Here is a 14,876-nt window from a genome sequence, read left to right on the forward strand (position 1 = left end):
ATCGAGAGGCTTCAGTTTTTCCAAAAGACCACCTTCGGGTGGTTTTTTATTTCCCCTAAGAGTAGGTTTATAATTCCGTAAATACTTGAATTAAAAGAGATTATTCTGAAAAATCCCTTTCTGTGCGTTTGACAGCCTGTAGGGGCTCTTGGACAATGCGTTTGGCGGTTTGATTCAAGCCATCACCTCTAATGACAGCCTATATTTCCACAATCTCTAGTCAATCCAGCTTAGCGCTTGAAGCACGTGCTTTAGGTTGTGTACGTGGTGATAAAACCTTATTTTCTGGTTTAAGTTTTCAGATTGCAGCTGGAGATTGTCTCCATGTCCGTGGCGAGAATGGCGTAGGTAAAACTACTTTATTGCGAATTTTGACTGGACTGTCTCAGCCTGAATCTGGTGCAGTGTTATGGAATCAACAAGCACTTAATTCACAGTCCAGCGCTTATCATCGGGATCTATTATTTCTGGGTCATCGCGATGCTCTGAAGGAGGAGCTTACTGCTCTCGAAAATTTGCAAATGTACGCGGCAATTGATGATGTCCAGCTATTGCTAGAAGATGCTATGGCAGCATTGCGGCGTTTTGGCTTGCGTGGTCGCGAAAATTTACCGATTCATTGTTTGTCTGCAGGTCAAAAGCGACGGGTGTTAATGGCTCGTATGCTGACCCGTCAAGCGCGCTTGTGGATTTTGGATGAGCCTTTTAATGCCTTGGATGCTAAGGCTGTTGTTGAACTTGAGGGCTTAATTGCAGAGCATCTCTCTGCCGGTGGCTTATTGGTATTAACTAGCCATCAGGCGGTCAACATTGCCAATGTGAAGGTCTTAGAGCTATGAGCGCATTGCTAGCAATGATTCGTCGGGACTTGCTCTTAGTGATGCGTCGCAAGAGTGAAGTGCTGACGGCATTATTTTTCTTTGTTGTCGTGACCAGCTTGTTTCCTCTGGGCATCGGTGCTGATACAGCCCTTCTGAGAAAAATTGCTCCTGGAGTGATCTGGGTTGCTGCCCTGTTATCTACTTTGCTTGGCTTGCAGCGCATGTTTGCGGCCGACTATGCTGATGGCGCTTTGGAGCAAATTGCTTTATCGCCTCAACCCATGGTTTTGTTGGTCGCTGGAAAAATGATTGCGCACTGGATGGTGTGTGGACTACCGCTGGTGATCTTAGCGCCGATCATTGGGATTCAGTTTGATCTGGACACGAGTTCTCTATATATATTGATGGGAACTTTATTATTGGGTACTCCCGTACTGTCTCTCTTGGGCTCTATTGGTGCTGCGCTCACGCTGGGAGTGCGTGGCGGCAGCATACTCATGAGTTTATTGGTCTTGCCCTTATATATTCCGGTCCTCATTTTCGGTGCCGGTGCGGTATACGCCAACAGCGTGGGGCTGGATACTTCAGGACATTTTTCGCTGTTAGGCGCCTTATTGATTTTGGCTTTAGCATTTGTACCTTGGGTTACTGCTGCAGCTGTAAAGATTGCGATTGAATGACTGATACAAATAATTTTGACAAGAATCGCTTGGTTAACTGGTTTAAGTTATCAAGCCCAAGTACCTTTTATCCGGTAGCGGGCAAACTCATTCCCCTTTTCTGGGTATTAACAGCCATCTTTGGTCTGGCCGGTCTTTGGGTGAGTTTCTTTGTTGCTCCAGTAGATGCTGTGCAAGGTCAAGGCTATCGCATCATTTTTATTCATGTGCCGTCATCCTGGATGTCCATGTTTATTTATTTAGTGATGGCTGCGTGGGCAGGATTGGGCTTAATTTTTAACACGCGTTTATCAGCCATGATGGCGCAAGCGCTTGCACCCATTGGCGCATGGATGGCCTTTCTGTCTTTGTGGACGGGGGCATTCTGGGGTAAGCCAATGTGGGGTGCGTGGTGGGTGTGGGATGCACGCCTGACTTCAGAGTTGATTTTGCTCTTCCTATATTTGGGTTTCATCGCCTTACAGGCTTCAATTGATAATCCACGCAGGGCTGATAAGGCGGGTGCAATTTTGGCCTTGGTTGGCGTAGTGAACGTGCCAATCATTTATTTTTCCGTGAAGTGGTGGAACACGTTGCATCAAGGCGCTTCCGTGTCCCTAACTAAAGCACCGGCTATGGCGCAAACTATGTTGCTGGGTATGTTGTTAATGGCTCTGTGCTTCTGGATGTACACCATTGCTGTGGGCTTGATGCGAGTACGCGCCATTATTTTGGAGCGTGAAGCCCATACAGATTGGGTGAGACAATTAGATGAGGTGAAAGTCTAATGTGGAATAGTCCAGCAGAGTTTTTTGCGATGGGTGGCTATGCACTTTATGTGTGGTGCAGCTTTGGAGTGTGTCTAGCCGTTTTATTGTTTGAGCCTCTTAGTATTCGTGCTCGTAATAAAGCCATTATTCGTAGACTGAAGCAAGAGCAGTTAGCCGAGCAGTTTGATAAAGAAGGTAGTCAGTGAAGCCTAGACATAAGCGCGCATTAATGATTGTTGCTGCCCTAGCAGTTATCGGGGTAGCTGCGCTTCTGATTTTGAATGCACTGAATAGCAATATTGCACTTTATGTCACCCCAAGTGAGGTCGCTGCAGGTAAAGCCCCTCAGGGCCAAGCTTTTAGAATTGGTGGAATGGTCAAAGATGGCTCCTTGAAACGTGATGGTTTGACTGTGCATTTCGTGATCACCGATTTAGTGAAGGATATCCCCGTTGCCTATACAGGCATCCTGCCTGACCTATTTAAAGAAGGTAAGGGTGCCGTGATTCAGGGACGCATGAATGCTAATGGGGAATTTATAGCGAGCGAAGTCTTGGCAAAACATGATGAAAACTATATGCCGCCTGAAGCGAAACATGCTTTAGAGCAAGCGCAAAAAAATGGAACTAGTAAATGATTCCAGAGTTCGGGCACTACGCACTAACCTTAGCTTTATGTGTTGCTTTAATCCAGGGGGTTCTGCCTTTAGTGGGGGCACATTACGGACGTCGTGAGCTATTGGTATTGGCCAGGCCAGCTGCGCAAACGGTATTCCTGCTGCTTGCTATTGCCTTTGGAATTTTGGCATGGAGTTTTTATGCGAATGACTTCTCCGTTCTCTATGTTGCGGAGCATTCCAACTCACAGTTACCAGTGGTATACCGTTTTGGTGCAGTGTGGGGTGGTCATGAAGGTTCATTGTTATTGTGGATTTTTCTATTAAGCACTTGGACAATCTTGGTGTCGCAGCTTTCTAAAGCTTTGGATGAGTTTATGGTTGCTAGAGTGATTGGCGTGCTCGGTCTCATTACTAGCGGCTTACTGCTCTTTGTGCTGACTACTTCCAATCCCTTTGAGCGTTTACTGCCAGCGGCTCAAGATGGCAGATCATTAAATCCACTTCTACAAGATCCAGGCTTAGTCTTTCATCCGCCAATGTTGTATATGGGTTACGTTGGCTTCTCTGTAGCATTTGCATTTGCAATTGCCTCCTTGTTATCCGGAAGGTTAGACGGTGCTTGGGCGCGTTGGTCGCGTCCATGGACCACGGCTGCATGGGTGTTTCTAACGCTCGGCATTGCATTAGGCTCTTGGTGGGCATATTACGAACTCGGTTGGGGCGGTTGGTGGTTTTGGGATCCTGTTGAAAACGCATCCTTTATTCCTTGGCTAGTAGGCACTGCTCTATTGCATTCTTTAGCGGTGACAGAGAAGCGCGGTGGCTTCAAGAGCTGGACTGTGTTGTTGGCAATCACTGCATTCTCACTTTCACTCTTGGGTACATTCTTAGTGCGTTCTGGTGTCCTAACATCAGTACACGCTTTTGCAACCGACCCAAGACGCGGTATTTTTATTCTCATATTCTTATCGCTAGTCGTCGGTTCTTCATTGGTCCTATATGCATGGCGTGCTCCAAAAAATACTCTGGGCGGAAAATTTAGTTTGAGCTCAAGAGAAACATTTATTTTGTTGGGTAATGTGTTCTTGGTAGTTTCTGCCGGCTCGGTTTTGCTAGGCACACTCTATCCTTTGTTGATTGACGCGCTTCACTTAGGAAAAATCTCTGTAGGCCCTCCTTACTTTAATAGCGTCTTTGTACCAATCATGATTCCATTATTGGTATTGATGGGCATTGGTCCGTGGACTAGCTGGAAAAATACTGATCTGCTTACTGTAATTAAGCGTTTATGGTTGGCTGGCTTGATTGCCGTCTTTGCCGGAATTGCAATTCCGCTCATCATGGGTCAATTTACTTGGCTGGCAGGCCTAGGATTTTTATTGGCCTTTTGGCTCATCGCTTCTGGATGTTTGCAAGTGATTCGTCAAATGAAGATTGGTAAACCCACGCGCTCCTTTATTGGAATGCAAGTTGCCCATTTGGGCATTGCCATTTTCGTGATTGGGGTCACCATGGTTGGCGCCTATCAAGAGGAGAAGGATGTACGTATGTTCACTGGTGAGACAGTGACTGTAGGCGGCTATCAAATTCAGTTGATGGGTATAGAAGTGGTGCCGGGCCCAAATTATCAAGCCATACGCGGTACTTTTTCACTGACAAAAAATGGCAATTCTCAAGCATTTCTTCATCCAGAAAAACGTAGCTATTTTTCTTCTACGATGCCAATGACTGAGGCTGCGATTAATACCTCTCTCACTCGTGATATTTATGTTTCTCTCGGTGAGGAGTTGGGTGATAAGGCTTGGGCTGTTCGGGTTTATTACAAACCCTTTGTAGACTGGATCTGGGGTGGATGTTTATTCATGGCTTTAGGTGGCGTTCTGGCGATGTCGGATAAGCGCTACCGTCTGAAATTAAAAAGAGTAGCAGCATGAAAGCAAAATTTTTAATCCCTTTGCTACTCTTTGTTGTGCTGGTAGGATTTTTGGCTGTTGGCTTAAATCTTGACCCTCATGAAGTGCCATCGCCCCTTATTAATAAACCCGCACCTGCTTTTGAAGTCCCACAATTAGGGCAAGCTAATAAAACGTTTTCACCTGCGAGCATGAAAGGTCAAGTTTGGGTTCTCAATGTGTGGGCCTCATGGTGTGTGGCTTGTCGTGAGGAGCACCCCGTTCTGGTTGAGATTGCTAAATCAGGATTGGTTCCACTAATTGGCCTTGATTACAAAGACAAGCGTGAAGATGCTCTCGCCATGCTAGAAAAACAAGGCAATCCTTACCTACTTTCCGCATTTGATGCGAATGGCAGAGTTGGAATTGATTATGGAGTGTATGGCGTACCTGAAACGTATGTAATAGATCGGGCGGGGGTTATTCGCCTAAAGCACATTGGTCCGATTACACCTGAAATTCTGAAGCAGAAGATATACCCATTAGTCAGTGAGCTCCAAAAGTCATGAAGCCACTCTTTCTAACATTCGCCTCTATCCTCTTTCTGCAGTTTGCATTTGCCAATGATGCTGCGCCTCTAGCAGATGATCCAGTGACCGAGCAACGCTTAATTAGCATCTCTGAAGAAATGCGTTGTTTAGTTTGTCAAAATGAATCACTGGCAGGATCTCGCTCTGATTTAGCAAATGATCTGCGTAGAGAAATTCGCACCTTGATTAAAGAGGGTAAGAGCGATGATCAAATTAGAACTTTTATGGTTGAGCGCTATGGCGATTTTGTTTTGTATCGTCCACCAGTAAAGCCAATCACCTGGTTGCTGTGGATTGGCCCCTTTGTGATTTTGGTAATTGGCATTGCGGTATTGCTCGGCTATTTGCGTAGGCGTAATGCAGTCGCCCCAAGTAAAGCCCTAAGCGCTGAAGATAATCAAAAAATGGATGCTTTGTTAGCTGGATTGGGAAAAGATGAACGGGATGAAAAATGATGACTAGCTTTTTCATCGCCGCTTTTTTATTGCTTGCGCTAGTGTTGTTCTTGCTGCTTCGCCCATTTATCTTCTCAGGTATGGGCGAAGAAACCTCTCGTCGCCAAATGAATGCTGCTATTTATCGCGAAGAGCTAGATAAGCTGGTCGCAGAACATGCGGCCGGCCTCATTAATGCAGATGAGTATGAGATGAGTCATGCAGAAATGCGTCAAAGACTTTTTCAGGACACCAGTGAAGAGGATGACCGCTCGGTGATGGGCTCCTCCAAGAAAGTAGTCATTGGCCTCTGTGTATTTATTGTGTTGCTTTCTTCTGCTATGTATTTTTCATTGGGTGATGTGATTCGTATTGCTCAATATAATGAGCAAAGACCAACCACTCAGGCTGGTGTTGAGAAGATGGTTGCTGAGTTTGCTCTGAAGATGGAAAAAGATCCAGGCAATCTAAAGGGCTGGGCAATGTTGGCGCGCTCGTATCGAATTTTAGGGCGCAATCAGGATGCTGCTAATGCATATGCTCGTGCAGGTAGTTTTATTAATGACGATCCTGAACTCTTGGCTGAATATGCCGATACATTAGCATCCGTTTCCAATGGAAATTTCTCTGGTAAACCATTGGCACTGATTAACCAAGCGCTAAAAATTGACCCTAATAATCTATTGGCCTTATGGTTATCAGGATCCGCCTCTTTTGCAGCGCAAAATTACAAGGCTGCTGTACAAGCTTGGGAAAGGCTTGCAAATCAATTGCCTCCTGGGTCTGAAGAGGCGCGTGCAATTCAGGGATCCATCGCCGAGGCCCGTTCTAAGGGTGGCCTAACGAGCACTATCGCTTCTGTAGGTGGCTCAAAAGGGATCAGTGGCAAGATTGAATTGTCGGCTGAGTTGAAGTCTCAGGTTAAGCCTAGTGATACCGTATTAGTGATTGCACGCCAACCTGGCGAGCGGATGCCAGTAGCTGTATTGAAAGTGGCCGTAGGTGATTTTCCAATGAATTTTGTTTTAACAGATGCATTGGCCATGAATCCAAATATGCCGATTTCTAAATTATCCGAAGTGGCTATTGAGGTGAGAATTTCTAAGACAGGAATGGCTAAACCTGAGGCGGGGGATTTGATGTCCTCGGTACAAACTGTTAAGGTTGGCTCGAATCAAGTAAAACTATTGATTAATCAAGTACGGCAGTAATCTGATCGCCTGACTTTGCTGAGCATGAGAAAAAACAATAGAGGCCTTATGAACTCCCTAAAAAGACAAATCTATAACCCTTTTGCGATTGCCATTGGTTTTTGTGTTCTGCTTATTTCTATTTTTGCTGTCTTATGGATACTGGTGCCACCCCCATCAAAAGTCATTGAGATGGCTACAGGCTTTCCAACAGGGCTTTACTACCAGTTTGGTGAGCGCTTAAAGGAGCAGATTGCTTCAGATGGTGTCACATTGAATGTGAAGGCTACAGGCGGCACGATTGATAACTTGGCCCTATTAAGGGACCCTAAGTCTGGCGTCAATTTTGCAATGGTCCAAGGTGGTGTTGCAGATGTTAGTAAGTATCCCAATTTAGTTTCTATTGCAGGCATGTTCTATGAGCCCATTTGGGTTTGGTATCGTGAGCCAGCATTTAAATCCGATGGTGGCCGGTTGCAAGTTTTAGGTCAGCTCAAAGGTAAGCGTGTGGCCATTGGTAATGAAGGCAGTGGAACCTTGGCCTTAAGCACTACTTTGCTCAATATTAGCGGCATTTCTGAAAATGAAATCCACGCTGAGAAACTGAAACCAGATCAGGCCTTAGCAAAACTTAGCAGTGGTGAGTTGGACGCGGTATTTATTGTTGCTGCAGCCGAAGCTCCAGTTCTGAAAAAGTTTTATGAGATTCCAGGTATTCGTTTAATGAGTTTTGATCAGGCTGATGCATATACCCGCAATCTGCCTTATTTATCCAAGGTCAATGTCCCCAGAGGTCTTCTGAGTATTCAGCATGACTTGCCGCGTCAGGATATTCAGGTGATTGCGCCTACAGCTACTCTGGTGACGCAGGATCATGTTAGTCCAGCAATGATCTCTTTATTACTAAGCGCTTCCTATGATGTCTTGAAATCCTATTCCCGCCTACAAAAGCCAGGCGAGTTCCCTTCGAGCACTGGTATGGATTTTCCTTTGCATGCTGATGCAGAGATTTATCTTAAAGACGGCCCTTCCTTTTTACATCGCCACCTTCCTTTTTGGACGGCGGTTTGGGTAGGGCGCTTTGTCAAGATTGTGATTCCTTTGTTGGTGATTTTTATTCCGCTGTTTACTTATATCCCAACAGCTAAAAATTTCCTATTACGTCTGAAGCTTGCGCAAGTATATGCAGAGCTTAGAGATCTTGAGAAGAATGCCTTTAATCCAGACCTGAAGGAAAAGAACTTTAAAGATCTTGAGGTCATTGAGAGGCGGGTTAACAATATCAAAGTCTCCATGATGGACTCCAAAGAGCTATACGATCTTAAAGGGCATGTGGGCGATGTGCGTGCTCGCTTGAATCATCTGTATTCTTAAATAGAGACAATATGAATAAAAAATGGAGTAGGTTGCTAGGTGCCTTAATTGGAGTTTTAATTGCATCTTCAGCGCTCGCACAGGCTTATCCAAGCAAGCCAGTTGCATTGGTGGTTCCTCAAGCGGCTGGTGGAACCAATGACATTGTGGCGCGCTTGATTGCGCCTGCCTTTGGTGAGGCGCTCAATACTTCGATAGTGGTTGAGAATAGGCCTGGTGCAGGCGGCAATATCGGCACCCAAAGTGTGGCGCGTTCTGCAAAGGATGGTTATACCTTGCTGCTAACGATTAATAGCGCACAAGCTATTAATCCTGCCTTGTATAAAAACCCAGGCTTTGATCCGATCAATGACTTTGTTCCTCTGTATTACATTGGGGCAACACCCTATGTATTGGTTTCGCCTCCAGGATCCGCTTATAAAACGCTCGCGGAAGTAGTTGCTGCTGCTAAGAAGAGACCGGGTGAGCTCTCTTACGCCTCTGCTGGTAATGGCACCATCAGTCATTTGTTAGGTGCGATGTTAAATACCAGTGCTGGTATAGATATGCAGCATATTCCGTATAAAGGAGTTGCGCCTGCAATTAATGATGTTTTAGGTGGCCAAGTGCCGCTCGCATTTGCAAGTCTGCCGTCAGCCTTAAATTACATTAAAGCGGGTAAGCTTCAAGCCATTGCCATCAGTTCAGCAAAGCGCTCTAGCGCTGCACCAGAAATTCCGACGATCGCTGAAACGTATCCCGATTGTGTGGGTGAGGTATGGGTAGCCATGTTTGCCCCGATTGGAACCCCACCAGAGGTGGTTAAGAAAATTCAAGCAGCATTAGATAAGATGATGGCAAGACCAGATATCCGCGAAAAGCTAATGGCCCAAGGTTTAGACTTAAGCCCTGTACCACCAGCAAAGCTGAGTGTCCTTCTAAAGGACGAACTGGCTAAGTGGATCAAGATTGTGAAAGCATCGGGCGCCCAGCTCGATTAAGTATTTCTGGTGGATTACCCTAAAATGAACGCATGAGTACAGCTAACCTATCCTCTGCTTTAACTTCGGCAAAAGACCTCCCTCGGGCCATGCGAGATGAGGGCTTTGCAGTCGCGTCAGCTGAAACTGTTGCAGAGATTTGTAAGGTTGATTTAACGGACTTGCAAAACCTGACTCAATATTGGGAGGGTTTGCCGCGGGACCCTTACCTCAAGGATGGCGGTCGTTATCGCGCTCGTCGACATGCTAGTTATGAGATTAAAAAGAATGCCTTAACTTTGGTGCCTCATCGCGCTCACTGGCAATCGGTTGACTACAACGCTTTGCATGGTGGTATCGAGCGCTGGTTTGAGCCTATTCAAGTAAATTTACAAAATGATCCTGCTTGGCAGGCTGTATTACTTGGTCTTGGAAATACCTTGAGCAGCTTAAAGCCAGTGACAACTTGGTTTGTAGAGGCCCATCAATTTCGGATTGATACTACGGATGGAATTGGTCGTCCAACTCCTGAGGGAGCTCATCGTGATGGCGTTGATTTTGTTGCTGTGTTTTTGCTAAATCGCGATGGTATTAAGGGCGGAGAGACGAGAATATTTGAGGCAAATGGCTCAGCAGGGTTGCGATTTACACTCACGCAGCCTTGGTCTTTATTGCTGATGAATGATGAGCGCATGATTCATGAATCTACTCCGATTCAGCCACTTGGCAACTACGGCTACCGAGATACTCTGGTGCTCACCTTTAGGTCTAATGGTTTTCAAGACTCTCCAAATCGCAGTCAACAGTAATAGATTATTTATTCTGGTTCCATCCCTGCTTCTTTAATTGCTTTGGCCCACTTAGCAGTTTCTAGTTTTATCTTTTGACCAAGCGCTTCAGGAGTGCCGGGCTGGGTTTCAAATCCCATGGTGGAAAGTCGCTCAACTAAATCTTTTGACTTGGCTGCATCATTAATTGCCTTATTGAGTTTGATGACCGCATCCTTTGGCATGCCCGCGGGACCAAACGCTGCAAAGAAGGCAATCAACTCATAGTTTTTAATCCCAAGTGCTTCATTTACAGTGGGTAATTCGGGGATAGCAGGCGAGCGCTTTAGCGACGTAACAGCTAGTCCACGGATTTTTCCAGCCTGCACCTGCGGCAGTGAAACACCGAAGTCTGAGGTGAACATATTGACCTGTCCTCCCATGAGGTCAGTCATGGCATTGGGCCCACTTTTATAGGAGACGCCAGTCATTTTGATATTGGCAGCGCTGGCCAGCATCTCAGACGATACCCGTTGCGAGGTGCTCGCATATGCAAAGGTCATTTTTCCAGGATCTGCTTTGGCGAGTGATACAAACCCATTAAGAGATTTTGCAGGAACGTCGTTGTTGATGGCAATAATGAGCGGGGCTGAGCCAAAGTAGCCAATGGGAGTGAATGCAGTCTCTTGGTTGTAGGGCAAATTTTTAACCAAACTTTTAAGAGCTGCATTTGTACTATTGGTTCCAAATAAAATGGTGTAACCGTCAGGATGAGCTTTAGCTACAAAATCAGCTCCAATCATGCCATTAGCCCCAGGTCGATTTTCAATGATGATGGGCTGACCTAGGGCTTCGGATATTTTGGTGGCGAAGGCTCGTCCAATTTGATCGGTAGTGCTACCTGGTGCAAATGGAACAATGGCCTTAATTGGCTTGGAGGGATAGTTATCAGCAAACGCTATCGAGCTAGTAAGGCTGATGAATAGGCTTATTAAGATCTGAATCCCAGTACCTAGGAAGGGCGTGCTTTTCATGCTGTCTCCGTCTATTTTTCTCTAGTGTAGCGGGTCTTTAAAGCCTGGGGCGAGTAGAATGAGTTCACGTTTTTACCGATACTCTATGCGCTTTCGTTCAACTGGTTACACCCCTCTGATGCTACTGGCACAAACCTGTGCTTTATTAGGTTTTGCCTGCTATGCCGTTGTACTTAAGCCTTTGCAGGAGGAGTGGCACTTAAGTAATCTTCAGTCAGGTCTTATTGCCAGCGTCTTTTTTCTTTGGATATATGCTCGCTGTACCACTGGCAACAGCATTGACCGATCGAGTCGATGCACGCAAGGTGTATTTGGTGGGAGGGCTCTCTGCGACATCCGGCCTTTTGGGGATGTGTTTCTTTGCCAGTAACTTTTGGACTGCCATGTTATTTATGGCTATTAACGGTGCAGGGCTGGCAGGCACTTATATGCCGGGACTCAAGATTTTGTCTGACCGAATTCAGTCTGGAGAGTTAACGCGGCACATTGCTTTTTATACGGCCTTCTTTGGAATTGGTACAGGCTTCTCTTACTTGTGCTCTGGCTGGATTTTGAATGCCATGGGTTGGCACTCTGTATTTGGCATTATTGCGCTTGGGCCTTTTAGTGCATTTTTGATTGTCTTGTTCTTAATTCCTCCGCTTGCTCATGAAAAGTGGCGTGGCCCCATCAAGATTGCTATCCAAGATTTATTTCCAGTGGGTAAATGGAAATTGGTGTTGCAAGATAAACAAGCCGCCGGATTTATTTTTGGCTATACAGCTCACACCCTTGAGCTATTTGCTTCTCGTAGCTGGATTGTTGCCTTCCTAGCCTTTTGTGTAGCCACCTCAGGAGAGTCAGCTTTTTTAGCGATTACAACATTAGCCGGAATTATTAATTTCTTTGGCGTGCCTTCATCTATATTGGGTAATGAGGTTGCATTACGTATTGGTCGACAAAGGTGGGTCTGTATTGTGATGCTAGCTAGTGCTGTTTTAGGAATTGCGCTCGCAAGCTCAACTGGAAATTCATGGTGGCTTATTCTCACTTTGGCAATTGCGCATTCAATCTTCACCATGGCAGACTCAGCTACTTTGACAGCTGGCTTAGTCATTAATGCCAAAGAAAATATCAAGGGTGCTGCAATGGGATTGCATTCCTTGATGGGCTTTGGCGGCGGTCTTCTTGGCCCTGCCATTTTTGGTTTTGTATTAGATATTTCTGGCTCTCAGACATCGAGAACGGCTTGGGTATGGGCGTACTCTGCAATTGTGATTTGGGGCGTGCTCTTTGTGGTTTATGAGCGCCGTAATGGTTGGGCTGACAAATAAATTCATGAGCCAGCAATGAATAACAGCATCAAATTGACCTGTTATCACTGCCTAAGTGCCATTTTGCCTGGTGAGTTGATAGAGGCAGAATTAGGTGGATTACAGCGCCAGTTTTGTTGTCCTGGTTGTATGGCCATTGCGCAAACAATTCATGGAGAAGGTCTGGAGGTCTTCTATGCAAGAAGGGCTCAATCTAGCGATAAGCCTGCTGCATACCTTGCGGGTAATGAAATCCCTGAAAGACTAAAGCCTTACGATGATCCCTCTTTGCGCGGACGCTTTACTAGGCCATATGGTGATGTGGGCGAGTTAGAAACGACATTACGTCTAGAGAAGATTCGGTGTGCAGCTTGTGTATGGTTGTGTGAACAGCATCTGCGACGCCTGATTGGCGTAAAGGATGTGCAAATAAATTATGTGACCCAAAAAGTCATTGTGCATTTTTTACCCGAGCAAACCAGTTTAGCTAGATTACTTTTTGAGATCGAGCGTATTGGATATGAGGCTTGGCCATTTGAGCCTTCACTCTCACTCGATAGAGCTAAACGAGAAAGGCGTCAATTACTCACTCGCCTTGGTGTCGCTTTACTTGGCATGATGCAGGTGATGATGTACGCGTGGCCTACCTATGTGGGTGCCGATATCATGCCAGAGTTTGAAGTTCTGTTGGGCTGGACAAGCTGGGCTCTAACAGTGCCTGTGATGGTGTACTCAGCAGGCCCCATCTTTCAAGCTGCTTGGCGAAGTATTCAAACCTTCAAGCAGACTCGTATGCTGGGGATGGATGTACCAATTGCCCTAGCTTTAGGTTTAGCATTCATTGCTGGCACGATTAATCTGATTAAGGGGTCCGGTCAAAGTTATTTTGATTCCATCACCATGTTTGTCGCCTTCATCTTGGCTGCGCGTTATGTGGAGTTGCTGGCCAGACAGGATGCACAAGGTGGGGCAGAGGCTTTGGCAAAGCAATTACCAGCAACCTGTGATCGTTTGCCGCATTACCCAGTCTCTCAAGAGTTTGAAATTGTTCCAGTAGTCAACTGCAATCCAGGTCAAGTGCTTCGTGTATCGCCGGGTGAAGTGGTTCCTGCGGATGGGGTTTTGATTGAAAACGTTAGCGCCCTAGATGAATCGCTGCTAACTGGAGAGGCAAAGCCAGTAGAGAAAAAATTGGGGATCGTGTTTATGCCGGTACCCACAATATCCTTAATCCACTGATTATGAGAATCGATGCTGTTGGGCAATCTACCCGCATCGCTGGAATTGCTTCTTTACTAGATCAGGCATTACTTGCTAAGCCGGTGATGGTCAGCCTGGCAGAAAAGTGGGCCGCATACTTTGTTGCTTTTTTTATTGCTTAGTGCATTTATTTCGTCAGCAATTTGGCTGTACTTTGACCCCAGTCAGGCATGGACCGTTTTAGTTTCAGTACTAGTGGCAAGTTGTCCATGTGCATTATCACTTGCAGTACCAACTGCAATGGCAGCAGCGCAGGGTGCAGTGACCAAGCTGGGCGTATTGATTGTGCGGGGCCATGTGATGGAGGGCTTGGTAAAAGCAAGCGATCTTGTATTGGATAAGACTGGTACCCTCACGATGGGTCAACCAGAGCTTCAAGAAATTATCAATCTGCGCCAAGGCTATAGTCGTGAAGATGCATTAGCACTTGCGGCAGCAATGGAGGCTGGGCAACGGCATCCATTAGCGCTTTCTATTTTGCGCGCCATAGAGTTAGAGAACTCAAACCCCGTTCTATTGAGCAATCCCGTTACAAATGAAATGGGCAAAGGCTTAAGTTGTGGTTCTTACCGCCTGGGAAGCGCTGTCTGGCTAGGGTTAGAGCGGAACACGCATGATGGTCAATACGGTCAAGTTCACCTTGCGGATGAACGTGGCTTAATTGCAAGCTTTATTTTCTTGGATACGCCAAGAGTGGGGTTACAGCATTTACTTCGCGCCGCGCAGGCTAGAAATATTACAGTGCATTTGGTGTCGGGTGATGATCCCGCAACGGTTGCTTGGTGGGCTAACCATGTTGGCATTCAACGCTATCGAGGGGTCTGTACCCCTGAAGATAAATATGAATACATTGAGCGCCTACAAAAAGAAGGGCGATTTGTATGGGCAATTGGTGATGGAGTAAATGATGCACCTTTGTTGGCTCGCGCTAATATTTCAATTGCTGTGGGGGCAGGGGCGCCGCTTGCTGCTGCAGGTGCTGATGCCATCCTCACGGCTAGTTCTTTAGAGCCATTAGCAAAAACATTAGCGCTGGCTGATAAGGCTCAAGTCATCATTAAAGAAAATTTACTATGGGCACTAGTCTATAACTTGCTAGCTATTCCTGCGGCAATGCTCGGTTTGGTCAATCCGTGGATTGCCGGAATTGGAATGTCACTTTCTTCTCTGGCGGTCACACTCAATGCCTGGCGTTTACGAAAGGCTTAGACTACA

General features: G+C 46.1%; 15 protein-coding genes and 1 pseudogene. 15 read left to right on the top strand and 1 reads right to left on the bottom strand.

The window, feature by feature from the left end:
* The first annotated feature begins 191 nt into the window (after positions 1-191).
* The 12 genes from ccmA to A9236_RS10410 are packed head-to-tail and all read left to right on the top strand — an operon-like array spanning position 192 to position 10,117.
* Positions 192-839 carry a cytochrome c biogenesis heme-transporting ATPase CcmA gene (ccmA, locus tag A9236_RS10355; RefSeq protein ID WP_071465233.1) on the top strand — a complete coding sequence of 216 codons (648 nt, stop codon included), beginning with the start codon at positions 192-194 and terminating at the stop codon, positions 837-839.
* Positions 836-1,501, top strand: a complete 666-nt coding sequence (gene ccmB, locus A9236_RS10360) for a heme exporter protein CcmB (protein ID WP_071465234.1) — start codon at positions 836-838, stop codon at positions 1,499-1,501. Before ccmA ends, ccmB begins: the two co-directional genes overlap by 4 nt.
* Positions 1,498-2,268, top strand: a complete 771-nt coding sequence (gene ccmC / locus A9236_RS10365; RefSeq protein ID WP_201721759.1) for a heme ABC transporter permease CcmC — start codon at positions 1,498-1,500, stop codon at positions 2,266-2,268. Before ccmB ends, ccmC begins: the two co-directional genes overlap by 4 nt.
* Positions 2,268-2,456 (top strand): heme exporter protein CcmD, encoded by a 189-nt coding sequence (gene ccmD / locus A9236_RS10370; RefSeq protein ID WP_071465235.1) that lies wholly within the window; start codon positions 2,268-2,270, stop codon positions 2,454-2,456. The genes ccmC and ccmD overlap by 1 nt, the downstream gene beginning before the upstream one ends.
* On the top strand, positions 2,453-2,887 hold the full coding sequence (ccmE, locus tag A9236_RS10375) for a cytochrome c maturation protein CcmE (protein ID WP_071465236.1): 435 nt from the start codon (positions 2,453-2,455) through the stop codon (positions 2,885-2,887). The genes ccmD and ccmE overlap by 4 nt, the downstream gene beginning before the upstream one ends.
* Positions 2,884-4,803 carry a heme lyase CcmF/NrfE family subunit gene (locus A9236_RS10380; protein ID WP_071465237.1) on the top strand — a complete coding sequence of 640 codons (1,920 nt, stop codon included), beginning with the start codon at positions 2,884-2,886 and terminating at the stop codon, positions 4,801-4,803. The genes ccmE and A9236_RS10380 overlap by 4 nt, the downstream gene beginning before the upstream one ends.
* The gene (locus A9236_RS10385) at positions 4,800-5,330 is read left to right on the top strand and encodes a DsbE family thiol:disulfide interchange protein (RefSeq protein ID WP_071465238.1); all 531 of its coding nucleotides are present in this window, start codon (positions 4,800-4,802) and stop codon (positions 5,328-5,330) included. The genes A9236_RS10380 and A9236_RS10385 overlap by 4 nt, the downstream gene beginning before the upstream one ends.
* Positions 5,327-5,806: a cytochrome c-type biogenesis protein gene (locus A9236_RS10390; RefSeq protein ID WP_083393468.1), complete on the top strand. Its 480-nt coding sequence runs from the start codon at positions 5,327-5,329 to the stop codon at positions 5,804-5,806. The genes A9236_RS10385 and A9236_RS10390 overlap by 4 nt, the downstream gene beginning before the upstream one ends.
* Positions 5,803-6,996: a c-type cytochrome biogenesis protein CcmI gene (gene ccmI / locus A9236_RS10395; RefSeq protein WP_236638891.1), complete on the top strand. Its 1,194-nt coding sequence runs from the start codon at positions 5,803-5,805 to the stop codon at positions 6,994-6,996. The genes A9236_RS10390 and ccmI overlap by 4 nt, the downstream gene beginning before the upstream one ends.
* A gap of 48 nt (positions 6,997-7,044) precedes the next feature.
* Entirely contained in the window at positions 7,045-8,349 is a 1,305-nt protein-coding gene (locus A9236_RS10400; RefSeq protein ID WP_071465239.1) for a TAXI family TRAP transporter solute-binding subunit, read from the top strand.
* 11 nt (positions 8,350-8,360) lie between these two features.
* Positions 8,361-9,329, top strand: a complete 969-nt coding sequence (locus A9236_RS10405) for a tripartite tricarboxylate transporter substrate binding protein (protein ID WP_071465240.1) — start codon at positions 8,361-8,363, stop codon at positions 9,327-9,329.
* 32 nt (positions 9,330-9,361) lie between these two features.
* Positions 9,362-10,117 (top strand): 2OG-Fe dioxygenase family protein, encoded by a 756-nt coding sequence (locus A9236_RS10410; RefSeq protein WP_071465241.1) that lies wholly within the window; start codon positions 9,362-9,364, stop codon positions 10,115-10,117.
* Between the two features lie 8 nt (positions 10,118-10,125).
* On the opposite strand, the gene A9236_RS10415 is transcribed toward A9236_RS10410, so the two are convergent.
* Positions 10,126-11,109: a tripartite tricarboxylate transporter substrate binding protein gene (locus tag A9236_RS10415; RefSeq protein WP_071465242.1), complete on the bottom strand. Its 984-nt coding sequence runs from the start codon at positions 11,107-11,109 to the stop codon at positions 10,126-10,128.
* A 224-nt stretch (positions 11,110-11,333) separates the two neighbouring features.
* Here A9236_RS10415 and A9236_RS10420 point away from each other — a divergent pair, with 224 nt between their 5' ends.
* The 3 genes and pseudogenes from A9236_RS10420 (at position 11,334) to A9236_RS11385 (ending at position 14,870) form a co-directional block, all read left to right on the top strand.
* Positions 11,334-12,422 (top strand): MFS transporter, encoded by a 1,089-nt coding sequence (locus A9236_RS10420; RefSeq protein ID WP_236638893.1) that lies wholly within the window; start codon positions 11,334-11,336, stop codon positions 12,420-12,422.
* 15 nt (positions 12,423-12,437) lie between these two features.
* Positions 12,438-13,783 (top strand): annotated as a pseudogene (locus tag A9236_RS11380) (heavy metal translocating P-type ATPase).
* A 73-nt stretch (positions 13,784-13,856) separates the two neighbouring features.
* Positions 13,857-14,870 (top strand): cation-translocating P-type ATPase, encoded by a 1,014-nt coding sequence (locus tag A9236_RS11385; RefSeq protein WP_236638895.1) that lies wholly within the window; start codon positions 13,857-13,859, stop codon positions 14,868-14,870.
* Positions 14,871-14,876: the final 6 nt, after the last annotated feature.

Origin of the sequence: Polynucleobacter sp. QLW-P1DATA-2 (genome assembly GCF_001870365.1) — a bacterium.
Classification (GTDB): domain Bacteria; phylum Pseudomonadota; class Gammaproteobacteria; order Burkholderiales; family Burkholderiaceae; genus Polynucleobacter.

Coding starts and splice junctions, on each gene's coding strand:
- A9236_RS10390 (WP_083393468.1), top strand. CDS start 5,327: ATGAAGCCACTCTTTCTAACATTCGCCTCTATCCTCTTTCTGCAGTTT.
- A9236_RS10380 (WP_071465237.1), top strand. CDS start 2,884: ATGATTCCAGAGTTCGGGCACTACGCACTAACCTTAGCTTTATGTGTT.
- ccmC (WP_201721759.1), top strand. CDS start 1,498: ATGACTGATACAAATAATTTTGACAAGAATCGCTTGGTTAACTGGTTT.
- A9236_RS10415 (WP_071465242.1), bottom strand. CDS start 11,109: ATGAAAAGCACGCCCTTCCTAGGTACTGGGATTCAGATCTTAATAAGC.
- ccmA (WP_071465233.1), top strand. CDS start 192: ATGACAGCCTATATTTCCACAATCTCTAGTCAATCCAGCTTAGCGCTT.
- A9236_RS10385 (WP_071465238.1), top strand. CDS start 4,800: ATGAAAGCAAAATTTTTAATCCCTTTGCTACTCTTTGTTGTGCTGGTA.
- ccmB (WP_071465234.1), top strand. CDS start 836: ATGAGCGCATTGCTAGCAATGATTCGTCGGGACTTGCTCTTAGTGATG.
- A9236_RS10405 (WP_071465240.1), top strand. CDS start 8,361: ATGAATAAAAAATGGAGTAGGTTGCTAGGTGCCTTAATTGGAGTTTTA.
- ccmD (WP_071465235.1), top strand. CDS start 2,268: ATGTGGAATAGTCCAGCAGAGTTTTTTGCGATGGGTGGCTATGCACTT.
- ccmI (WP_236638891.1), top strand. CDS start 5,803: ATGATGACTAGCTTTTTCATCGCCGCTTTTTTATTGCTTGCGCTAGTG.
- A9236_RS10410 (WP_071465241.1), top strand. CDS start 9,362: ATGAGTACAGCTAACCTATCCTCTGCTTTAACTTCGGCAAAAGACCTC.
- A9236_RS10400 (WP_071465239.1), top strand. CDS start 7,045: ATGAACTCCCTAAAAAGACAAATCTATAACCCTTTTGCGATTGCCATT.